This window comes from Parvimonas micra, from assembly GCF_021300775.1.
Taxonomy (GTDB): Bacteria; Bacillota; Clostridia; order Tissierellales; family Peptoniphilaceae; genus Parvimonas.
Map to the genome: position 1 here is coordinate 643346 of NZ_JAJTJP010000001.1, position 23224 is coordinate 666569.

A 23224-nucleotide genomic window follows, 5' to 3' on the forward strand; every position below is an offset into this window, starting at 1 on the left:
CTACAGTTTATTTAATAAATTTTTAATATGTTCAACACTTCTCTTGTACTTCTTATCACAGAAATTACAAGAAATTTCAATTTCTTTACCTTCTTCTATTATATCATTAAGCTCTTTCTTACCTAACCCTAATAACATATTATCAATCTTTTCATTACTACAATTACATTTATAATGAATAATTTTTTCTTCAATAATTCTAATATTAAATATTTTTAAAATAGAACAGATATACTCATAAAAACTCATATCATCAGTATTTGAAGATAAATAATTTTCTAATTCAACTTTAAACATATCTGAATATATTTTAAATTGAGATAAATCTTTTTCTGTATAATTAGGTAAAAGTTCCATCATAAAACCAAATGAAAAATACTTATCTTCAACTTTTTTTACCTGTAAATCAATTGATGTTACAGTTTGGTTTGAAGCACTGAAATAATTACTAAAATTTTCACTAATATCAGAAGAAATTATACTTGTTTGTCCAATATATGGTGCTTTAAGACCTAAATCTTTAATTAAAACAAGTATTCCGTTATCCCCTATAAAATCTTTTGAAGATTTTCCCTTTTCATATATTTTATCGTATTTACTTATATTTTTATTTTCTAAATATCCTGTTATAAATGAGTTATTATATAATTTTGAAATTATAAGACCGCATTCTCCATTTGTCTTTAACTTCAAGTCAATAGAATCAGTATAATTTTTCAAGTCGGAATAAAGTAACGTATTCATCGTTAAAACTTTTCCCATTTCAATATTTGCACTAACAGAACTATTTTGTAATTTTTCAAAGTCTTCAACTAAATCATCAGTAAAAGCAAAGAAAAATCTCATTGAATTATGTTCGTCAATACATCTCAATATTTTAGCCATAAAATCTCCTTAATATCAATTTCATATAAAAATTATATACTAAAACTTTAAAGAAATCAATTGAAAAATTAATATATTTTCCCGTATTTTTTCTTCGCAATTTCAGTATATTTTTTAATGAATTCTCCTTTTGATTCTGTATAAGCATCTCGATTATGTTCAAATTTTTCCCATAGAGATAATTTAAGTTTTTCATACTCTTTTGCAATTTCAGAATTCTCAAATAAATAATCTCTAAAATACAATTCATCATTGTCTCCGACTAATCTTATATGTAAATGAAATACTTTTTTAGCAAATCCTTTTTCAGTATATCCTTTATTCATAGAAATTCTCTTTTCATCTTCACTCATACAAAGCCAATTATTTTTTAATAATATATCCTTTACAAATTGAAAATCTTCATTATTCTTAATCTCTAAAAGAATATCCACAATATTCTTTGCCCATATTGTAGGAATATATGTACTTCCTATATGTGAAATTCTGTAAATTTTTTCATTTGGAATTAATAATAAAATATTTGCTTTTTCATCTTTATACCAAGTTTTCCATTCATCATTATGTTCAACTAGAAATATTGGAAAAATTTCCCACAATTCCTCTAAACTCATCTCATATAATTTTTTACTCATAAAATATCCTTTTAAATAAATTTAAAAAATCTCCTAAATAGGAGATTTTACTTCTTGATTAATATTAATATCACAACATACTTGTATGCTGAAATAGATTTTTTATTAAAAAAACAATCTTATAACTTAACAACACCAGAAGCTTGAGGACCTTTAGCGCCTTCTACTATTTCAAATTCGACAGCTTGTCCTTCTTCTAAAGTTCTAAATTCACCAGTTTCTTCTAATGCTGAAAAATGTACGAATACATCTTCTCCATTTTCAGTTGAAATAAATCCAAATCCTTTAGCCGCATTGAACCATTTTACAGTTCCTTTCATATCCTTTAAATCCTCCATTACTATAGGAAATTGTAGCAAAAAATTACTACCTTCATACTATAACACAATTAAACGAATAAATCAAGTATTTTTATTCATCTTCTAACATGCTTAACTGATTTTCCATTTGTTTTCTGATTTTTTCTTTTTCATAATAGCATTTTCTGCACAGAGGTTCATAGCTTTCAGCAGCTCCAAGTTTTATTCTCTCATCGTCATGAGTTTTTCTGTAACTAACCCATGCATCAACTCCACAATTAGCGCATACAGCATGATGTTTATATAGATAATCTGCTCTTGGCATTAATTCCTTTACTAATTCAAAAGGATCTGCTTTAAAGTCCATATCTAATCCAGCAAGTACAACTGTAAACTCATTTTCTAAGAATAAATTTAAAGTTTCAACAATTTTGCTTATATCGCCTTTTATAAATTGTACTTCATCTATTCCTATTATACTTGCTGTACTAGTTTTCATATATTCAATTATATCATCAATACTTTCAACTGGAATTGCTCTCATTTTATTATTATCATGAGTAACTATCTCTTTTTCTGCATATCTATTATCAAATTTAGGTTTGAAAACAACTGTTTCATATTTTGCAATTTCAAATCTATTTAAGTCCTTCCACAAACTTGAAGTCTTTCCAGAGAACATACTCCCAGTATGTAAAATTAATTTGCCTTTATATTGATGCATGATTAACCCTCAAATACTTTTTCTTCAATTGATAAAATTACCTTATCTTCTATTGGTTTATCATCTTTTGAACAATAAGTATTTGCTATTTCATCAACTACTTCCATTCCTTTAAACACTTGTCCAAAAACTGAATGTTTAAAATCTAACCAGAAAGCTCCTCCAAGTTTTTCGTAAGTATCAACAACTTCATCAGGATATATTTTTTTATCTGAATTTTTTAAGTGATTAATATGGTCATCAGAAACTTTACTATTTTGTACAATAAAAAATTGACTACCATTTGTATTAGGACCAGAATTTGCCATTGATAATGCACCTCTGTAATGTCTAAAATCACCATCAAATTCATCTTCAAATTCTTTTCCCCAGATACTTTCTCCTCCCATACCTGTTCCTTCTGGATCTCCACCTTGAATCATAAAATCTTTTATTACTCTGTGGAAAGTAACTCCATTATAATATCCTTTTTTAGCTAAAGTTATAAAATTTTCACAAGTTTTTGGAGCAATTTCATTAAATAATCTTAAATAAATATCTCCTACATTTGTTTTCATTATATAAACTTTTTCACCAACTTTAGGCATTTCTAATTGTTTCATATTCTTTTTCTCCTTTTAAATAATTTTTTCTTAAAATTGCTCTATATACTAAGGTTATATATCTTCCTTTTAAAAATTCTACATCTTCAAAGATACCCTCTATTTCAAGTCCACATTTTTCCATAACTTTTCCTGAAGCTAAATTTTCTCTAATATGTGTTGCGCTTACTCTATTAACTTTTAAGGTATTAAAAGCATAACCAAGCATAAAATTTAAAGTTTCCGTCATATAACCTTTGTTCCAAAATTTTTTATTTAAAACATATCCAAAAGATAAGGCATTGTTTTTTATATCCGCTTTAAATTCAAAAGAACCGATACATTTATTTGAAATTTTTTCAACTATTGCAAAACAATATTTATTTTTCATAAAATAATCTGTAATTACTTTTTCAGTTTCCAAAATATTTTTGTGTTTATCCCAAGTAACGAATTTACAAGTTTCATCATCACTTCCAAACTCAAAAACATCATCTATATCATCTAAACTGAATTTTCTAAAAATTAATCTTTCGCTTTGCATAATAACTCCTTGTTAAATTCCAATCCTGTTTTATTTAAAATACTAAAAAAATATTCATCCGGTAAAACAGTAAAACTTAAGTTTTCCTTTGTAATTGGATGTGAAAACTCAAGATAATATGAGTGTAACATCTGTCCATTAGCTTTTATCTTTTCGTTTTTATTACCATATGTGTCATCACCTACAATAGGATGATTTAGACTACTAAAATGAACTCTTATTTGATGAGTTCTACCTGTATGAAGAGTTACATCAACTAATGAATACTTTAAATTTGAAGTTAAAATATTATATTCTGTAAGTGCTTCTTTTCCGGACTTACTTTTAACACTCATTTTTTTTCTGTCTTTTTCATCCCTACCAATAGGCTTATCTATGAAACCAGATTCTTTCGAAAAACTTCCATTACAAATTGCTAAATATTTTTTACTTATATCTCTTTTAGAAAACATATCAACTAATTTTAAATGTGTTTCATCATCCTTTGCACAAATAATAAGGCCTGTTGTATCTTTATCAAGTCTGTGAACAATCCCGGGTCTTTCGGAGTTGATCATTGATAATTTACAATGGTTTAAAAGTGCATTTACTAAAGTATGATCTTCATTTCCTACAGCAGGATGCACAACCATATTTCTAGGCTTATTTATAATTATAATATAATCATCTTCATATACAATATCCAAGTCTATTTCTTCAGCAACTAATTTAATTTCTTTTTTTTCAGGAATTGAGACTGAAATTTCATCCCCTATATCCAAAATAATATTAGGCTTTATATTCTTTCCATTTACAAAAACAAATTTCTCTTTTATCAATTTTTGAATTGAAGTTCTAGATAAATTAGAAATTTTTTCCGATAAAAAAATATCACATCTGACTTTCTTATCACAAATATAATTCAATTCTGTCAAAAACTACACTCTCCAATCTATTGGTTTAACTCCTCTACTAATCAAAAAATTATTCGCTTTAGAAAATGGCTTACTTCCAAAAAATCCTCGATGAGCAGAAAAAGGAGACGGATGCGGACTTGTAATAATAAAGTTATTTTCATTACTTTTTATTAAACTGCTTTTTGATATAGCAAAACTTCCCCATAATATAAAAACTTTTGGATAATCAAAATTTGAAATTATCTCAATAACTCTATCGGTAAAAATTTGCCAACCAATATCCTTATGAGAATTAGGCTTTGCTTGTTCTACAGTGAGTGTAGCATTTAAAAGAAAAACGCCTTGTTCTACCCAAGCAGTTAAATCTCCATGCTTTGCTGGAATAATACCTAAATCTGAATTTAATTCAATGTAAATATTCCTAAGTGAAGGTGGAATTTTTTCTCCTTTATTTACAGAAAAACTCATTCCATTTGCTTGATTTACACCATGATATGGATCTTGTCCTAAAATAATAACTTTAACATCTTTAGGTGCTATTTTATCAAAAATTTTAAAAACAGCTTCATTAGGTGGAAAAATAGTTTTATGTTTATATTCTTCATCTAAAAATTTTTTCATTCTAATGAAATAATCTTTATTAAATTCATCTTTTAAATATTCGTTCCAAGCAGTATAATTTGACATTTTTAGTTCTCCTTCTTAGTAAACGAAACTACTATTAGTAGAAAACAAGCTACACATATATAAATATCTGCAAAATTAAAAACTGGAAAATCATATAGTCCACCGAATTTTGTGTGTATAAAATCTACAACAAATGAATATCTAATTCTATCAATACAATTTCCTAATGCACCACAAGCTATTAAAGTATATAATATTTGCTCTACTTTTGAGATTTTATCCTTATTTTTATAAATATAAAGTAAAATTCCAAAAAATGCTACTAAAGAAATTATAATAAATAAGAATTTATATCCTCTAAAACTACCAAAAGCTACTCCAGTATTCTCTACATAAGTAAATTCTAACCAATCCTTAATTATTACTACTGAATCTACACCTTTTAATTTTGTTATTGTAATGTATTTTGTAAACTGATCTAAAACTAGACCAATAACTAAAATTGCATAAATCATATAGAATACCTCTTAATGTTGACCACATATTTATTCTTTTTTGTTAAACCACCAAGACTATCAACTTTAAACTTACCTTCTTTTCTGATAGAAATAATATCATTCTCATTTATCTTCTTATCAAAGTCTTTACATTCATCGTAATTCAAATTAACATTTCCAGACTTTATAAATTTTTGAGCAATTTCTCTTGAAGTTCTTGCAAGTTCTTTTACAAAACAATCTAATCTTAAACTAGAAACAATTATTCTTTCATCTTCAAATTTTCTAAAATTTGAAGGAATAAAATTCACATTTAAAATCTCTAATTTTAAATCTTGTCCTGCAAATCTTAAGCCATTAGAAAACAAAAAGGTTCCTATTGGTTTTAAACAGTAAATATACCAATAGTCGTTAACTTTTATAATTTCTCCTACTTTTTCACGATTTATCCCCAAGTGTGTAATACTTCCTAAGATATTTCTATGTTCAATACCAGAAATATCTTTAAATCTTAAAGTTTCTAAATACTCACTTAAAGAATAATTATCTCTATAAAAAATCAAAAACTTTCTCTCATAATCATCATCAGAAAATATTATATCAAAATCTAAATCAATATTTGCCAAAATTCTCTTAACATATTTAAACTCCAAAGGAGTAAAAAAATTAGAGACAAAAATATCTTTATAATTTTTTTCCATAGAAACAAGACCATCTAAAAATTTATTGATGGTCTTTTTTACTTCTATATTATTAATATTATCTAAGATTTTTAATTTATCAAATGACTTCATTTAATTATAATTGATAAAATCCATTATTTTCAATTTGATCTTTAACTTTTCCGTCAATATCAATTCCCTTAGGAGCTAAGATGAAAATATCTTTAGTAACCTTTTGGATTTTTCCGGATAGAGAATAAATACCTCCACTAACGAAATCAAAAATTTGTCTTTTCTTATCAACTTCTAACATTTCTAAATTAAGAACTACAACCTTACCTTTTAAAACATCATCTAAAACTTGAGTTCCATCATCAAAAGTAATAGGTTCTCTAATAGAAATTAAAAATCTACTAATATTTGGCATTGTAACAATATTTGATTTTTCCTTTTCTAAAGCTATTTTACTTCCAGCGCTTCTTGCATAACTTTCTCCTACTGATTTAGGTTGTTTTTCTACAATAGCCTCTTCTTCATAATCATCATATTCATCATCCAAGTCATCGCTTCCAACAAATTTTTTAATTTTGTCCATAAACCCTGCCATAATATTCCTCCTCATATTTTTATTATTTTTTATAACAAATGAAAATTCAAAAATTTTCTAATTATAATCCTTTTATATACTTTCATAGTTATGAAAGTACTCTATAATCTCTTTTTCCAAATATTGAAGTTCCAATTCTAATTAGATTTGCACCTTCTTCTATAGCAACGATAAAATCATTACTCATTCCCATAGATAATATTTTCATATCGATATTTTTTAATCCAAGACTTGAAATCTCATCAAATAAAGATTTCATCTTTTTAAAATAAATTCTAGTATCTTCAACATTTTCTCTATATGGAGCAACTGTCATAAGACCTTCGATTAAAACATTATCTCTTTTTGAAACTTCTTTAATAAAATCTATTACTTCTTCCTCAAAAAGTCCAGATTTACTATCTTCTTTCCCAATATTCACTTCAACTAAACATCTAACTTTAATTTTTTTATTTTTAGCTTCAGTTTCTAGCTTATCTAAAAGTGATATTCTATCTAAAGAATGTATTAATTCAACTTTATCAATAATTGATTTTACCTTATTTGTTTGAAGATGCCCAATCATATGAAATTTTACTTTTCCTTCAAAAAAATCATATTTTTTTAAAATCTCTTGAACTTTATTTTCTCCAAACGTATTAAATCCTAATTCTATTGCCTCTTGAATTTTTTCTACATCTACCGTCTTAGAAACAGGTAACAAAAATATTTCATCTCTATCTCTATTTGAATTATTACAAGCTAGATCTATATTATTTTTTATTAAATCAATATTTTCTTTCATTACTTTGAAATTGCACCTTCTTTAACTTTACTAGCATCTTTTAAAATGTTAGAAAAAATTCCTACAGAACTATTTCTAGAATCTATATACACTTTAGAATTAATCTTATCAATAAAATTAACTTTAACTTTTGCTCTACTAATATTGTCAAAAGAATCTACTACTAAAACATAATCTTCACCATCTACTGTAGATAATGCTGTTAAAGGTAATTCAAAAGAGTTAGAGACCGTCTGAATAATATTTAAATCAATAAATCTTTTATCTGCAATTTCATTAAAAGCAGAAGAAAATTGACCAACAATTAAATCATATTCTGAACCTTTTTTGAATTTTTTAACTATACCCGTAGCTACTGAATCTCCAATTTTAACTTTAATACTCTTATTTTCTTCTAAATTTTCAAAAGCACCAGCTTTAACTCTTATACACAAATAATATTTTAAATTATCAACAATTTTAACACCATCAATACTAGAGATATTATTTGAACTATCAAAGTTAAAATCTTTTTCATCTATAGAATCAATAACAGAAAAGTCATATACATTCTCAAGACCATCAATTTTATTTAATACAACTCCAGAGTTCTTTGAAATAATTTTACCAGAGTTTATTGTATCGTTTAATAATGAATATCTGAAAAGTTTATCTGAGCTATATTTTTTACCAAAAGCATTTTTGTTCTGATCACTTGATAAAATTTCAAAAGTTTTGGAAAAGTTCTTTTCTCTCACAAAGTTTAAAATATTTTCTATATCAATGCCTTCAACTTTGGAATCTTTATTCTCTTCTTGTGCTTTTAAAACTTCAACTTTGGAATCTTTATTCTCTTCTTGTGCTTTTAAAACTTCAACCTTTTCTGCTAAATAATCTTTTAAATTTTGGTCAATTTGATTTACGTCAACTTCACCAATTTCTTTATCTACTGCAACTTTTGAATTATCAGTTTCAATATTGCTTTTTCCAATAAAATATAGGTACTCATCTTTTATAACTAATGCTTTAGAAGATAAGTTTATGTCGTAACTTTTTGGATTTTCTAAAGCTATGATATCTTTATTTAAGTTTTTACTAAAAAATACATTTTTAATTAAAAATAAACTTACAAATAAAAATAAAATTACTAAACCTATATTTTCTCTAGCATTAGGTAACAATTTTTTACGTTTTTTCATATAATACCCATTAGTCTTAATTTAAATTAAAGACTGCTATTCTTATAAATTATATCTTCTCTTTTTGGACCATTAGAAATCATTTTAATAGGAACTTCCAATTCTTTTTCGATAAATTCTATATATTCTCTACATTCAACTGGTAGTTCATCATAATTTTTAATTCCTCTTATATCCCTATTCCATCCCTTTAAGACTTTCCAAACTGGTTTAGCCTTTTCAAGCTTATCAGATGTTGGAAAATCTCTAGTTACTTCACCATCAATTTCATATCCGATACATACAGGAATTTCTTCTAAATATCCTAAAGCGTCAATAACTGTTAATACAGCTTCTGTACTTCCTTGTACTCTACAACCATATCTTGAAGCAACTGCATCAAAATATCCAACACGTCTTGGTCTTCCAGTTGTAGCACCATATTCACCTTTATCTCCACCACGTTTTCTTAATTCTTCTGCTTCTTCTCCGAAAATTTCACTTACAAATGCACCAGCACCAACTGCACTTGAATATGCCTTAACAACAGTAACAATATCAGTAATTTCATAAGGTGGAATTCCAGCTCCAATAGATCCATATCCAGCTAATGTTGATGAAGAAGTAACCATTGGATAAATACCATGATCAGTATCCTTTAAAGATCCAAGTTGTCCTTCAAGCAAAATTTTCTTGCCATCTTTAATGGCATCATTTAAGAATTTTGATACATCACAAACATATGGTTTAATTGCATCTCTCCATACTAACATATGGTCATACAATTCTTTTGCATCAATTTTTTCTTTTTTATATAAATTTTCTAAAATTACATTTTTTAGTTCAACAACTCTTTGAACTTTTTCAAATAAATTATCATCAAAAAGTTCATTTACTTGAAAACCAATTTTAGCATATTTATCTGAATAACATGGTGCAATTCCTGATTTAGTTGAACCAAAAGAATTTTTACCAAGTCTTTCTTCTTCATATGCATCAAAATCAATATGATAAGGCATTACAAGTTGCGCTCTATCTGATACTAAAATATTAAGATCTGGAACATTTTTTTCCTTTAAATACTCAATTTCTTTAAGTAAATAAGGAATATTTAATGCTACACCATTTCCTATTACAGATGTTGTATGTTTATAAAAAACACCTGATGGTAATAAATGTAGGGCGAATCTTCCATACTCATTAATAATAGTATGTCCCGCATTGGAACCACCTTGGAATCTAACAATAATATCAGCATTTTCTGCTAACATATCTGTTATTTTTCCTTTTCCTTCATCTCCCCAGTTTGCTCCTACTACTGCTTTAACCATAATTCCTCCTCATATTAAAACAAAAATTTATAATAAAAACCAATATTATACAAATAAATAGTCCAGCTAAAAAATACAAGACCTAATAAGGAACCAAATATAACATCTGAAAACCAATGAACTCCTACAACAATTCTACTTATTGCAATACTAAGTCCAAACAAAATACCTAAAGACATCCAAATTGGAAAAGAACTATGACCATTAAATAATACATACATAACAGTCGGATAAAAACTTAAACCAATACAAGAGTGTCCACTTGGGAAACTATATCCCCAGTATTTAATATCAGAATGTGATACTGGACGTTCTCTCCTAAATAAAAATTTAAAAGAGTTTAAAAATATCATATTAAATAGTGATGAATTTAAAATAGCACTAGCTAACACATAGTTTTTTTCTGAAACAGAATAAAAGAAGATTGGAAAAATAATAATCAATGACGTAACAACATCCCCCATTAAAGTTATATGTTTCATTGAAGATTTCAAAAATCTTAAATTATTATTTTGAAAAAAGTTTTTTAACTTTAAGTCTACTAAAAAGTTCTGTTTCTTTAATTTATTTCCTACTATTGAAGTAAAAATAAATACTACAACAGTAAAGATAATTAAATATACCATTAATCCCTCCAAAAATTAAGATATATCTCTCTAGATAATCTATAAGATAAATATCCCAATGTAAGTCCTACAATAACATCAGTTGGCCAATGAACACCTAAAATAACTCTACTTAAAGCGATCATTATTATTAGAACATATATAAATATATCTAAATACCTGTTCTTTTTCTTTCGATTTAATAAAAATCTAAAAGTTAAATAAAAAGCTGATATATTCATTGAATGTCCACTTGGATAACTATATCCTGTAACATTAATTATAAAAAACTCAATAGGTCTTTTTCTTAAAACTATATGCTTAATCAATTCATTTAAAATATAAGTTATTAATAATGAACAGACTAAAAATATAAAGTCTTTCTTTAAATCATTAAAATAAAAATATATTCCCATTGGAATTAATAATATAAAGCAACCTATCCCATTTCCCAATGATGTTATAAACTTTATAAAATTTAGGAGAATAGTATTATTAGTAAAAATATTATTACTTTGAACAAAACTCATTAGTTTATAATCAAAACTATCAGTAAGTTTTACACTTTTTAAATAAAAACCAAATAAAATGCTACAAAGTACAACTATAGAAAATAAAATAATCAATTGTCTTAATTTTAATTTTTCCATTTTTCCTCCTAAACAACAATTATTATACCATAAATTGAGTTATTAATCAAAGAAATAACATAGTTTTTAACAAAAAAACTACCATTAAATTACAAAAATTTAACAGTAGTTTAAAATTATTATTAACAATATTATTTAATATCTATAAATGCTAAAAAAAGTAAATATTATTTATTTTTTTATAGTTAATCATAAAAAAAGGCTCAGTAAAAACTGAACCTCTTATTTATTATACTAATATTATAATCCTAATACTTTTGATAATTCTGCTTTGTCAAAACCAACCATTTCAAAATCATCAACACAGATTACAGGAACACCCATATGTCCTTTTGCCATTAATTCTTTTCTAGCTTCTAAATCAGTTGAAACATTTTTTTCAACGAATTCAACATTATTTGCCTTTAAGAATTCTTTTGCTTGTTTACAATATGTACAAGACTCACTTGAATATACTACTACTTTTGCCATTTTAGTTTCCCCCTAAAAAATTTTTTTTTGTAATTTTAAATATTTTCAATATTTATTTCAATAAATTTATACCCTATGATTTTTTATTTAAACAAAGCATAAATTTTTTTTATACAAATTAAGTATAAATTTATCTTATTTAATTACATATTTTCATATTCTTTTGCAATATTTTTAAAATCTTCGAGCGATAGTTTTTCAGCTCTTGTTCTAGTATCAATGTTTAATTTATCTAATACTTCAATAATCTTATCTTTTTCAATTCCAGATTTACAAAAAGAATTTAAAATTGTTTTTCTCCTATTTTCAAATCCATTTTTTATAAGTTTAAACATTGTTTTTTCATACTCAAATCTATCTTTTTTTAATTTCAAATTTACAACAGCACTATCAACATTAGGTGCTGGAACAAATACATTTCTTGAAACATTAAATGCTATATTTGCATCTGAATAATATTTCACAAACAAACTAATGCTGGAATTATCTTTGCTTGTTTCATCAGCAACAAGTCTTTGAGCAACTTCTTTTTGAACCATAATAGTTATAGATTCTAAGTCTAAATTACTTTCAAGAAGCTTTGTTATAATAGGTGTAGTTATATAATAAGGTAAATTCGCTACAACTACAATTTTCTTTTGAGTAAATTTTTCTTCGATAAGTTTTTTAAAATCAATTTTTAGAGCATCTGATTGAACAAATTCAAAATTATCATAACCACTAAGTGTATAATCTAAAACTTCTTTTAATCTTGTATCAATTTCAATTGATACAACTTTTCCAGCTTTTTCAAGCAAAAACTTAGTAAGAACACCAAATCCAGGTCCAATTTCTATTACACCATAGTCCTTATCAATAGCTGAAACTTCTACAATCTTTTCCAAGATATTTCTATCTGTCAAAAAGTTCTGTCCAAAATTTTTAGAAAAAGAAAATCCAAATTTATCACAAATTTCTTTTATTACTGATAATTTATATAAATCCATATTAAACTTCCTTTCCTAAAATATTCTCAACAGCTAAAATTAACTCCTCTTCAGTAATTCCAAAACTATTCAATCTATTTACAAATTGTTTTGAGTTACAATATCCTATTTTAAAATACTCACAAAGTTGTTCTCTAAGTTCTTTGCTATTACTCATACCACTAATTCCTAAGGATGTTAAAAGACTTAAATCTATTTCATCTTTTCTATCTAAAACGGTTACTTTAGCATTCTCAATAGCTTCTATAATATCTTCAACTTTAGCATTTTCTACTCCAATATTATCTCCCTTTAAAGCAAGCCTTCTACTCAAAAATGCATTTTTACAATTAGGAACAACCTTGTTTATATTTTTTCTAATCTTTTCTCCTGCGTAGTCAGGGTCAGTAAAAACTATTACTCCACATTTTTCATTTGCCTCTTTAATTTTTTTTAGCAAATTTTTTGAAAAATGCGTTCCATTTGTTGCAATAACATCACAATCAAATGCAGCTTTTACTTTTGAAATATCATCCTTTCCCTCAACTACTATTATTTCTTTAATTTTTTTCATACTAATCCTCTATTGAAAAAAGATTTCTAACATTGCTATTAGTATTGTAAATTAAATCATTTAATTCCATTTCTTTTAGTTCAGCAACTTTTTCAGCTGTAAACTTTACATATTTAGGTTCATTTCTTTTTCCACGATGTGGTTCTGGAGTCAGATATGGACTATCTGTTTCTACAAGCAAATTATCTAACGGAATAGTTTTTACCATTTCTCTAACATTAACTGCATTTTTAAATGTTACAGCTCCAGAAATTGATATATAATAGCCCAATTCCATAAATCTTTTAGCCATCTCACTAGAACCAGTATAGCAGTGCATTACTCCTATTACTTTACCTTTAAATTCAGATAAAATATCATAAGTATCTCCCGTCGCATCTCTTGTATGAATTATAACTGGAAGTTTTCTCTTTTCAGCAATTTCAAGTTGTTTTCTAAAAACTTCTTTTTGTTTTTCTCTAGGAGAATTATCATAATAATAATCTAGTCCAATTTCTCCAATAGCAACTATTTTATCACTAAAAGACATCTGATAAACTTTTTCTAAATCTTCATCAGTAATTCCTTCAACTTCATGTGGATGAATACCAACTGCACCATAAACTTTATCATATTTTTTTACTATTTCAATAATTTTTTCGCTTGATGCAATATCTGAGGCTGGATCAACTATAAAATCAATTCCATCATTTTCAAAGTTAGAAATAACCTCTTCTCTATCATAGTCGAATTTTTCATCATCAATATGACAGTGACTATCTACTATTCTCATTATGATACCTTTGATCCTTCTTTAATATCATTTAAAACTGTTAATACACTTAAGTTTTCTTCATCAGAAGCAGCAAGTATCATACCATTACTTTCAACACCTCTTAGATTAACTGGTTTTAAATTTGTAACAACAATAACTTTTTTACCTATAAGGTCTTTTTCGTTATAGAATTTTCTAATTCCTGAAACGATAGTTCTTACTTCATCCCCAATATCTATTTTAGAAACTAAAAGTCTATCAGCTTTAGGATGTGGTTGACAATCTATAATTTTCCCAACTTTAAGTTCTACTTTTGCAAAGTCATCTATTGTAATTAATTCTCTTTCTTCATCAACTACTTCTTTTTCTTCGTTAAATCCTGAATTTTTCTTCTTTCTAAATTCAATTAATTCAGAATTCTTTTCTACAATTATTTCTAATTCCTTATCTACATCAAGTCTATCAAATAAATTTTTACCTTTACATACTTTTGTTCCAACTTTAAGTAGTCCAAATTTAGTTAAGTCTTCATAAGAATAATCTGAATATCCTATTTGTTCATTAATCTTAGATGAAGTTTCTTTCATGAAAGGTTTAATTAATCCAGAAATAATTCTTATGCTTTCAAGTAAATTATAAATAACTGTTTTAAGTCTATCTTCTTGTCCTTCTTTAATCAAAGTCCAAGGAGTTGTTTCGTCAATATACTTATTTGTTCTTCTTACTAACTTCCAAATTTCTTCAAGTGCCATTGAGAAGTTAAGTTTATCCATTAATTCAGCGACTCTATCTCTAGTTGTAACAGCTGTTTCAATTAAATCATTATCAATATCTGTTAATTCAGTTTGTGCAGGTACTATTCCACCGAAATACTTTTCGCACATTGCAACAGTTCTTGAAACTAAATTTCCTAAGTCATTTACAAGATCTGAGTTTATTCTATTTAACATTTTTGTATAAGTAAAATTACCGTCTTGCCCAAAAGTAAATTCTCTAAGCATGAAATATCTTAATGCATCCATACCATATCTTTCTATAATTGGTTCCGCATAAACAATATTTCCTTTACTTTTACTCATCTTATCATCATCAAATAAAATCCAACCATGACCAAAAATTTTCTTTGGAAGTGATAAATCTAAAGCCATTAGAATTGAAGGCCAAATAATTGCATGGAAACGCATAATTTCTTTTCCTATTAAATGAACATCACAAGGCCAGTATTTATTAAATTTTTCTTCATCTGTTCCATATCCAACTCCAGTTAAATAACAACTTAAAGCATCTATCCAAACATATACAATATGCTTTTCATCAAATGGTACTCTAACACCCCAGTCAAAACTTGAACGTGTAACTGATAAGTCTGTTAAACCCTCATTAATGAAGCTAATCATTTCATTTTTTCTTGATTCTGGTTGAATAAAATCAGGATTTTCTTCATATAATTTTAAAAGTTTATCTTGATATTTTGAAAGTCTAAAGAAATATGTTTCTTCTTCACTCTCAGAAACTTCCCTACCACAGTCTGGACATTTATTTCCTTCTACTAATTGACTCTCAGTCCAAAAAGCTTCGCAAGGAACACAATACATTCCTTTGTAACTTCCTTTGTATATTTCTCCCTTTTCATATAACTTTGTAAAAATATCACTTACATTTTTTTCGTGAATTTTATCTGTACTTCTAACAAAAGCATCAAAATCAATATCTAAAGTCTTCCACAACTCTTTTGCACTATCAACAATTGGATCAATATATTCTAAAGGTTCTTTCCCAGCTTTTATTGCTGATTCTTGTAATTTTTGACCATGTTCGTCAGTTCCAGTTGTTAAAAATACATCATAACCTTGAGCTTGCTTGTATTTTTTTAATACATCTGCAACTATTGTAGTGTAAGTATGACCCAAATGTAAATTACTATTTGGATAATAAATAGGTGTTGTTAAATAAAAGTTTTTCTTTTCCAAAATAATCCTCCTAAAATTTATATCTTTATTTTACTTGCCAATCCAAAAATTTCTTCCCCTTCAACAGAAACTCCATTACAATAGACAACTTTATTTTTCATGTTTTCATTATAAGGGGCCGAAAATCTTATATAATTTCTTGTATATCCTACAAGTCTATTTCCATTAACATTTTCTTCAAATAAAACCTCATGTTTTTCTGAAAGTTGTTTTTTCAAAAATTCCGTTGTCATTTCCTTAGCTAATAATATTAATTCATTGCTTCTTAACTTCTTAATATTTCCATCAACTTGTTCTTTAAAATCATAAGCAGGAGTTCCTTTTCTCTTAGAATATTTAAAAACATGAATTTTAGAAAAACCAATTTCTTTTACAAAATTTACTGTTTCCTTAAAATCTTCATCATTTTCTCCTGGAAATCCTACGATTATATCAGTTGTAAGAGCAACATTTGGAAAAATCTCCTTAATCATAGTAACTTTTTTTCTATACATATCAGTTGTATATCTTCTATTCATAAGTTTTAAAATTTTATCGCATCCACTTTGTAAAGACAAATGGAAATGCTCACAAACTTTTTTACAATTTTTTAATCTAACCAAGAAATCTTTAGAAATTATTCCAGCTTCAATTGAGCTAAGTCTAATTCTATCCAGGTTTTCTATTGTAGATAATTTTTCTATAACATCAATAAGTCTAATATTATTATCTAAATCCAATCCATACGAACCAACATGAATACCTGTAATAATTACTTCTTTATATCCATTATTCGCAAGTTTAACAGCTTCATCATAAATATCATCAATTGGTCTTGATTTAATAGGACCTCTTGCATAAGGTATAATACAATATGTACAAAACATATTACAACCTTCTTGTATTTTTAAATATGCTCTAGTTTTACTTTCCTGATTTTCAATTGATAATACATCGAACCCACAATCCTTTGTAAGTTCTGAAACTATATTAAACTTCAAATTAGATTTCTTTGATTCTTCGCACAATTCAACTATTCTAGCTCTATTTTTTGTTCCAATAATAACATCAACATCTTCAATGGCTGATATTTCATCTGGAGCAACTTGCGAATAACAACCTACAACCGCTAAAATAGCTTCTTCATTTAATTTTTTTGCTCTAGAAATAAATTGTCTTGACTTTCTATCGCTTAAATTCGTAACAGTACAAGTATTTATAACATATACATCACATATATCTTCTTCATTACAAATCTCATACCCTCGTTTCTTAAATAACTCTTGCATAGCCTCAGTTTCATACTGATTTACTTTACATCCCAGAGTTAAAAAACTAACTTTGTTCATAAACCTCCTACATAAATTCATATTGTAGAATTGAAAGCAAATTAATTCCAGCAGTTTCCGTTCTTAATATTCTTGCACCAAGTCCAATACTATATGCACCATTATTCTTTAAGAAATCTACTTCTTCTCTTTCAAATCCACCTTCTGAACCTATTAATATATAAATATCTTTGTAGGAATTATCTTTTTTTATTTTACTAATTACATCTCTTAATGAAATATTTTTATCTTCTTCATAAGCTACGAGTAAATAGTTATCTCCTACAATATTTATAATATCCTTAAATTGTATTACTTCATTTATCTTTGGAACAATTAATCTCTTAGATTGCTTTGACGCTTCATAAGCAATTTTTTGCAATCTTTCAATTTTTTTATTCTCCTTTTTTTCATCAATCTTTACGATACATCTTTTTGAATTAACTAAAATTATATCGTATACTCCTAGTTCAACAGCTTTTTGAACTATTAAATCCATTTTTTCACCTTTTGCTAAACATTGCAATAGATGAATTCTAATATTTGATTCAGTATTTTCAGAAATTTTTTCTAAATTAATAACAGAAATATATTTGTCACAAATCTCTATATTCCCAATATAAAGCTCTCCTAAAACAACGACTTCAATTTTTTCGTCTTCTGTAATTCTAAGAACTTTTTTTATATGATTATAATCATCTCCGTATATTTTAACTTTTCCTTCTATGATTGACTCATCAGTAAAAAATCTATGCATTCTTTCTCCTTGCAATCACACAAACCCAATCTTTATTTCTATTTACTTCTAAAATTTCAAAATTATTTTTTAATAAAGCATTTTCGACATCAACATACTTTTCTTCAATTATTCCAGAGCCAATAAAAATTCCATCAGTTTTTATAAATTTACTTATATCATCTAATAATTTTACTAAAATATGCGCAAGAATATTAGCAACAATTACATCAGCTTTTGAAGTTAATTTTTCACACAAATCACCATGATGAACTATAATTCTATCTTCAACTTTATTTAATTTTGAATTATCTAATGTTGCTTCAACTCCTAAAATATCAATGTCAACAGCTTCAACTTGTTTTGCACCAAGCTTCAATGCACCAACAGATAAAATTCCACTACCTGAACCGATATCAAAAACTGTTTTATCTTTTAAATCAATTTTTTCTAAAGCTTCTAAACATAGAGCTGTAGTTTCATGAGTTCCAGTTCCAAAAGCCATTCCAGGATCTAACTCAATCATAACTTCATTTTCACTTAAATTATACTCTTCCCAAGTTGGTTTTATTATAAAATTTTTACCAACTTTTGTAGGCTTATAATATTTTTTCCACTCATTCGCCCAATCTTCAGTTTTTATTTTAGAGTCTATTTTTAAAATTACTTCTTCATTATATTCTTTTTCAAATTCTGAAATTCTATCTTGTAAAACTTTAAGATTATCTTCAAGCTCATCATCATTTTTCAAATAAGTTTTCACAGTAATATATTCACTTTTTTCAAAATCATCCTCATCTAAAACTACCCAATAAGGCTTATCTTTTGCAAACTCTTCATAGTCTCTTGAATCCTTTATATTTATCCCGTCTATGTCAAATAAATAAAGTATACCAACTATATTATCTTCAAATTGATTTTTTACTACAACCTCGATTTCAGTCCAATCCATTAGTCAAATAGCTCCTTTACTTTTTCAAAAAAGTTCTTTTTATGTTCTGTCAAATGCTCTTCTCTTTCATTAGAAAATTCTCTTAGTAATTCTTTTTGCTTATCAGTTAGATTTTTTGGAGTTATAATCTTTACTTTAAATTTTAAATTTCCTGTTCCGTAACCATTAACATCTGAAATACCTTTGCCTTTTAAAACAAACTCAGTTCCTGTTTCTGTTCCTTCTGGAATTGTATATTTTTCTTTTCCATCTAAAGTAGGAATTTCAACTTCAGCTCCTAAAGTAGCCTCTGTGAAAGAAATAGGCAATTCATAAGATACATCATTTCCATTTCTAACAAATAACTCATGAGATTTTACTTTGAAAATTACATAAACATCTCCATTAGGTCCACCATTTTCACCACAATTTCCTTGACCTTTCAATGTCATAATATTATTTGTATTTACCCCTTTAGGAGCTTTAATAGTAAATTTCTTTCTTACTAAAACATACTTTTTACCTTTACATTTTTCGCATTTTTCTTCTATCATTTCTCCAGAACCATTACATTCATCACATAATTCTTCAGAAACAACAGTTCCAAAAAAGCTTTGTCTTTGAACTCTAATACTTCCTCTACCATTACATTTTGAACATGTAACTTTCTTTGTACCTGGTTTTGCACCACTTCCAGAACAAGTATTACAAACTGTCTTTACATTTATAAAAATTTCTTTTTCAACTCCATTAACAGCTTCAAAGAAATCTAAATCTAAATAAACTTCAGTATCTTCTCCTTTTCTTGGACGATTTGAATTTCTATAATTAGATCCAAATCCGCCAAAGCCTCCAAAGTTACCAAAAATACTTTCGAAAATATCTTCCATATCAGAGAAGCCACCAAATCCACTACCTCCAGAAGCATTAGCATTAAAACTAGCCTCTCCATAAGTATCATATTTTTGTCTTCTATCTTCATCACTTAGTATTTCATAAGCGAAATTTACCTCTTTAAAATTTTCTTCTGCCTCTTTATTATCAGGATTAACATCAGGGTGATACTTTTTTGCTAATTTTCTATAAGCAGATTTTAATTCTGACTTATTACAATTTTTATCTACCCCTAAAATTTCATATAAATCTCTCATACTCTCTCCTAAAAAATATATAATTACTCAATATATTATTTTACCACAAAAAGTAGTTTCTTTCCAGTATTTATAATTATTTTAAGCTCATAAATTCTATTTAAAACAGGCAACAAAAAAAGATTGGGAAATCCCCAATCTAAATGTTAAAAACATAATTATTATTTAAAAATTTTCTAAAATTAATCTTGCAAGTCTATCTTCGTTATGTCTTGAATATCCAGAGGACTTACTAATCAAGTTGTCTTCTAAAACTCTTATATTTAACTTTTTTAAAGTTTTTCTCTCTTCATCACTTAATAATAGTTGACTTGCACTTTTTCTTTTATATTTCAAATCTACTTCTTCCGGAATTATTTCATTATTTACTATAATTGTATCAATTTTAATTCCTTCACAATGCTTATAAATTGCATTTAAATGATCAGTAACCTTATAATCAAAGGTTTCTGTTGATTGATTAACAACATTTAAAATAAAGCAAATTTTTGCTTTAGTATTAGTTAATGCTTCACTTATTTCAGAAATTAATAGATTTGGAATTACAGAAGTATATAAACTTCCCGGACCTATAAAAATTACATCAGAATTGTAGATTTCGTGAACAACTTCATTAAGTGGTTTTGCATATTTTGGAGAAATAAAAACTCTATTTATTCTACTACTATTTTCATCTTCTAAATTCAAAGCAGTAATATTACTTTCTCCCTCAATTATTTCACCATTCTCAAGTTCTGCAAATAATTTTATATTATCCAAAGTAACAGGTAATACTTTTCCAGTTATTGCTAAGATATTAGAAGTTTCTTGTATTCCCAAAACAAAGTCTTTATAAATATCAGCCATTGCAACTAAAAATAAATTTCCAAAACTTTGACCTTTTAAATTTCCCTCTTTAAATCTATATTTCATCAATTTTTCCATTGACTTTTCTGTATTTGCAAGAGAAATTAAACAAGCTCTAATATCTCCAGGTGGTATAACTCCTAAATCATCTCTAAGCATTCCAGAACTTCCACCATCATCAGCAACAGTTACAATTGCAGTAATATCTTTAAAATATTTTTTTAATCCTTTTAGAAGAGTAGAACTACCTGTTCCTCCTCCAATCGTCACAACTTTTAAATCCTCTACCATAATCTATCGTCTCTATGAGCAATATTAACATTAGAATGTCTTTTTTTAAGTTCAGCAAATAATTCTTCAGCTAGGCAAACTGAACGGTGCTTTCCTCCGGTACATCCTACACCTATTGTCAACATAGTTTTCCCTTCAGTTTTATACTTTGGAATTAAAAATTCCAACAAATCTACAATTTTATTTAAAAATATTTTTGAGTCTTCAAAACTCATTACAAAATTCTTTATTTCTTCATTTGTTCCATTAAAATCTTTAAGATCTTCAAGGTAATATGGATTAGGTAAAAATCTTACATCAAAAACTAAATCAGCTTCAACAAGTATGCCATTTTTGAATCCAAAAGATTCTATATTTATAACTAAATCTTTTTTGTTCCCATTAAAAAATAGAGTATTTAATTTGTTTCTAAAACTACTAGCGGTTAATCTTGTTGTATCAATAATTATATCTGACTTATCTTTTATATCACTTAACATTTCTCTTTCTAATTGTATAGACTCAGAAAGAGTTCCCTTTGGATTTACCGGATGTGGTCGTCTTAATTCTTTATATCTGTTAATAAGAGTTCTATCACTAGAATCTAAAAATAGAACTTTTAACTCACAATCCATTTTCTTTAAGTTTTGAATTGTTTCTGATAAATCTTCAAAAAATCTAGCTCTTACATCAACAACTATTGCTAAATTTTCAATTCCTTTTGTAGAATTATTTATAAGTTCTACAAAATCTACAATAAATTTTGGAGGAAGATTTTCCATACAATAATATCCCATGTCTTCAAAATGGTTTAATGCTAATGTCTTTCCTGCTCCACTCATTCCTGTAATAATAACTGCTTCCATAATCTAATCCTTTAATATTCTTACCTCAGTCTCCAATTTGACTTCAAATTTTTCAAAAACAACTTTTTGAACATACTCAATAAGTTCCATAACTTCTTTATAACTCGCATTGCCTTTATTTACAATGAATCCGGAATGTTTTTCAGAAACCCATGCATCATTTATATGATATCCTTTAAGTCCTGCATCTTCAATCAATTTTGAAGCAAAATGTCCCTCAGGTCTTTTAAAAGTACTTCCTGCAGAACCAAAGTTTAAAGGTTGTTTTGAATTTCTTCTTTCCCTTAAATCTTCATAAACAGCTTTTATTTCTTCTTTATTTCCTTTTTTTAATTTTAATTTTATAGTTAATACTATATAATTTTTTCTTTGAATTATACTTTTTCTATAAGAGAAATCTAATTCTTCATTTTTTAATTCTTTTACTTCATAATTATCAAGATCTAGCACTTCAACAGATTCTACTATATCTTTCATTTCTCCACCATAGGCTCCAGCATTCATAAAAATCGCTCCACCTATTGTTCCTGGAATCCCAGAAGCAAATTCAAATCCAGTTAAAGAGTTTTCATATGCAACTGTGTAAACTTCTGATAATTTTGCTCCAGAATGAGCAATTAAACATTCCCATTCAACTTGTATATTTGAAAATTCACTTTTTATTTTTATTATAACTCCGTTATAGCCATCATCTGGAACTAATAAATTAGATCCATTACCTATAACGAAAAATTTTAGATTATTTTCTCTACAAATTTTTATTGCTTTAATTATATCTTCTACCTTTTTTGGTTCGATAAGAGCAATACATTTACCACCAATTTGAAATGTTGTATGATTTTTTAATGGCTCATCATATTTTACAACACAATTCAATTTACTAAATAACATAATTACCA

Annotated in this window: 28 protein-coding genes; all 28 read right to left on the reverse strand. The window is 26.6% G+C overall.

All coding sequences use genetic code 11. The features are described 5' to 3' along the window. Nucleotides 1-885 carry an Hsp33 family molecular chaperone HslO gene (locus LW893_RS03095; protein ID WP_233055756.1) on the reverse strand — a complete coding sequence of 295 codons (885 nt, stop codon included), beginning with the start codon at nucleotides 883-885 and terminating at the stop codon, nucleotides 1-3. Nucleotides 886-953: 68 nt separating this feature from the next. Continuing rightward, nucleotides 954-1520, reverse strand: a complete 567-nt coding sequence (locus tag LW893_RS03100; RefSeq protein ID WP_233055757.1) for a GrpB family protein — start codon at nucleotides 1518-1520, stop codon at nucleotides 954-956. Between the two features lie 119 nt (nucleotides 1521-1639). Next, complete coding sequence (locus tag LW893_RS03105; RefSeq protein ID WP_233055758.1) at nucleotides 1640-1840, reverse strand: cold-shock protein; 201 nt, start codon at nucleotides 1838-1840, stop codon at nucleotides 1640-1642. A gap of 91 nt (nucleotides 1841-1931) precedes the next feature. Then, nucleotides 1932-2543: a thymidine kinase gene (locus LW893_RS03110; RefSeq protein ID WP_233055759.1), complete on the reverse strand. Its 612-nt coding sequence runs from the start codon at nucleotides 2541-2543 to the stop codon at nucleotides 1932-1934. A gap of 2 nt (nucleotides 2544-2545) precedes the next feature. After that, on the reverse strand, nucleotides 2546-3145 hold the full coding sequence (locus tag LW893_RS03115; RefSeq protein ID WP_233055760.1) for a peptidylprolyl isomerase: 600 nt from the start codon (nucleotides 3143-3145) through the stop codon (nucleotides 2546-2548). Further along, entirely contained in the window at nucleotides 3123-3668 is a 546-nt protein-coding gene (locus LW893_RS03120; RefSeq protein ID WP_233055761.1) for a GNAT family N-acetyltransferase, read from the reverse strand. The genes LW893_RS03115 and LW893_RS03120 overlap by 23 nt, the downstream gene beginning before the upstream one ends. After that, nucleotides 3650-4582, reverse strand: a complete 933-nt coding sequence (locus LW893_RS03125; RefSeq protein ID WP_233055762.1) for an RluA family pseudouridine synthase — start codon at nucleotides 4580-4582, stop codon at nucleotides 3650-3652. Before LW893_RS03125 ends, LW893_RS03120 begins: the two co-directional genes overlap by 19 nt. Nucleotides 4583-4585: 3 nt before the next feature. Then, complete coding sequence (locus tag LW893_RS03130; protein ID WP_233055763.1) at nucleotides 4586-5251, reverse strand: uracil-DNA glycosylase; 666 nt, start codon at nucleotides 5249-5251, stop codon at nucleotides 4586-4588. A 2-nt stretch (nucleotides 5252-5253) separates the two neighbouring features. After that, on the reverse strand, nucleotides 5254-5706 hold the full coding sequence (lspA, locus tag LW893_RS03135; RefSeq protein ID WP_233055764.1) for a signal peptidase II: 453 nt from the start codon (nucleotides 5704-5706) through the stop codon (nucleotides 5254-5256). After that, nucleotides 5703-6482 carry a YlmH/Sll1252 family protein gene (locus LW893_RS03140; RefSeq protein ID WP_233055765.1) on the reverse strand — a complete coding sequence of 260 codons (780 nt, stop codon included), beginning with the start codon at nucleotides 6480-6482 and terminating at the stop codon, nucleotides 5703-5705. Before LW893_RS03140 ends, lspA begins: the two co-directional genes overlap by 4 nt. Before the next feature lie 4 nt (nucleotides 6483-6486). After that, nucleotides 6487-6957 (reverse strand): cell division protein SepF, encoded by a 471-nt coding sequence (locus tag LW893_RS03145; RefSeq protein WP_233055766.1) that lies wholly within the window; start codon nucleotides 6955-6957, stop codon nucleotides 6487-6489. Nucleotides 6958-7045: 88 nt separating this feature from the next. Further along, a complete protein-coding gene (locus LW893_RS03150; RefSeq protein WP_233055767.1) occupies nucleotides 7046-7741 on the reverse strand; it encodes a YggS family pyridoxal phosphate-dependent enzyme in 696 nt (231 codons plus the stop codon). Then, nucleotides 7741-8919, reverse strand: a complete 1179-nt coding sequence (locus tag LW893_RS03155) for an HlyD family efflux transporter periplasmic adaptor subunit (protein WP_233055768.1) — start codon at nucleotides 8917-8919, stop codon at nucleotides 7741-7743. Before LW893_RS03155 ends, LW893_RS03150 begins: the two co-directional genes overlap by 1 nt. Before the next feature lie 26 nt (nucleotides 8920-8945). Continuing rightward, nucleotides 8946-10229: an adenylosuccinate synthase gene (locus LW893_RS03160; RefSeq protein ID WP_233055769.1), complete on the reverse strand. Its 1284-nt coding sequence runs from the start codon at nucleotides 10227-10229 to the stop codon at nucleotides 8946-8948. A gap of 14 nt (nucleotides 10230-10243) precedes the next feature. Further along, entirely contained in the window at nucleotides 10244-10855 is a 612-nt protein-coding gene (locus LW893_RS03165) for a phosphatase PAP2 family protein (RefSeq protein WP_233055770.1), read from the reverse strand. After that, the gene (locus LW893_RS03170; RefSeq protein ID WP_233055771.1) at nucleotides 10855-11484 is read right to left on the reverse strand and encodes a phosphatase PAP2 family protein; all 630 of its coding nucleotides are present in this window, start codon (nucleotides 11482-11484) and stop codon (nucleotides 10855-10857) included. The genes LW893_RS03165 and LW893_RS03170 overlap by 1 nt, the downstream gene beginning before the upstream one ends. A gap of 240 nt (nucleotides 11485-11724) precedes the next feature. After that, on the reverse strand, nucleotides 11725-11955 hold the full coding sequence (locus LW893_RS03175) for a glutaredoxin family protein (RefSeq protein ID WP_233055772.1): 231 nt from the start codon (nucleotides 11953-11955) through the stop codon (nucleotides 11725-11727). Between the two features lie 143 nt (nucleotides 11956-12098). Beyond that, the gene (gene rsmA, locus LW893_RS03180; protein WP_233055773.1) at nucleotides 12099-12941 is read right to left on the reverse strand and encodes a 16S rRNA (adenine(1518)-N(6)/adenine(1519)-N(6))-dimethyltransferase RsmA; all 843 of its coding nucleotides are present in this window, start codon (nucleotides 12939-12941) and stop codon (nucleotides 12099-12101) included. Nucleotide 12942: 1 nt separating this feature from the next. Continuing rightward, nucleotides 12943-13494: a ribonuclease M5 gene (gene rnmV, locus LW893_RS03185; protein ID WP_233055774.1), complete on the reverse strand. Its 552-nt coding sequence runs from the start codon at nucleotides 13492-13494 to the stop codon at nucleotides 12943-12945. Nucleotide 13495: 1 nt separating this feature from the next. Further along, a complete protein-coding gene (locus LW893_RS03190) occupies nucleotides 13496-14266 on the reverse strand; it encodes a TatD family hydrolase (RefSeq protein ID WP_233055775.1) in 771 nt (256 codons plus the stop codon). Then, nucleotides 14266-16224 carry a methionine--tRNA ligase gene (metG, locus tag LW893_RS03195; protein ID WP_233055812.1) on the reverse strand — a complete coding sequence of 653 codons (1959 nt, stop codon included), beginning with the start codon at nucleotides 16222-16224 and terminating at the stop codon, nucleotides 14266-14268. Before metG ends, LW893_RS03190 begins: the two co-directional genes overlap by 1 nt. An 11-nt stretch (nucleotides 16225-16235) precedes the next feature. Then, nucleotides 16236-17546 carry a tRNA (N(6)-L-threonylcarbamoyladenosine(37)-C(2))-methylthiotransferase MtaB gene (gene mtaB / locus LW893_RS03200; protein WP_233055776.1) on the reverse strand — a complete coding sequence of 437 codons (1311 nt, stop codon included), beginning with the start codon at nucleotides 17544-17546 and terminating at the stop codon, nucleotides 16236-16238. A 7-nt stretch (nucleotides 17547-17553) separates the two neighbouring features. Further along, nucleotides 17554-18282 (reverse strand): RsmE family RNA methyltransferase, encoded by a 729-nt coding sequence (locus LW893_RS03205; RefSeq protein WP_233055777.1) that lies wholly within the window; start codon nucleotides 18280-18282, stop codon nucleotides 17554-17556. Further along, entirely contained in the window at nucleotides 18275-19213 is a 939-nt protein-coding gene (gene prmA, locus LW893_RS03210) for a 50S ribosomal protein L11 methyltransferase (RefSeq protein ID WP_233055778.1), read from the reverse strand. Before prmA ends, LW893_RS03205 begins: the two co-directional genes overlap by 8 nt. Beyond that, entirely contained in the window at nucleotides 19213-20343 is a 1131-nt protein-coding gene (gene dnaJ, locus LW893_RS03215; protein ID WP_233055779.1) for a molecular chaperone DnaJ, read from the reverse strand. The genes prmA and dnaJ overlap by 1 nt, the downstream gene beginning before the upstream one ends. A gap of 165 nt (nucleotides 20344-20508) precedes the next feature. Beyond that, nucleotides 20509-21480 (reverse strand): gluconeogenesis factor YvcK family protein, encoded by a 972-nt coding sequence (locus LW893_RS03220; protein ID WP_233055780.1) that lies wholly within the window; start codon nucleotides 21478-21480, stop codon nucleotides 20509-20511. Beyond that, complete coding sequence (gene rapZ, locus LW893_RS03225; protein WP_233055781.1) at nucleotides 21474-22325, reverse strand: RNase adapter RapZ; 852 nt, start codon at nucleotides 22323-22325, stop codon at nucleotides 21474-21476. The genes LW893_RS03220 and rapZ overlap by 7 nt, the downstream gene beginning before the upstream one ends. 3 nt (nucleotides 22326-22328) lie before the next feature. Further along, a complete protein-coding gene (gene murB / locus LW893_RS03230; protein ID WP_233055782.1) occupies nucleotides 22329-23216 on the reverse strand; it encodes a UDP-N-acetylmuramate dehydrogenase in 888 nt (295 codons plus the stop codon). Between the last annotated feature and the right edge of the window lie 8 nt (nucleotides 23217-23224).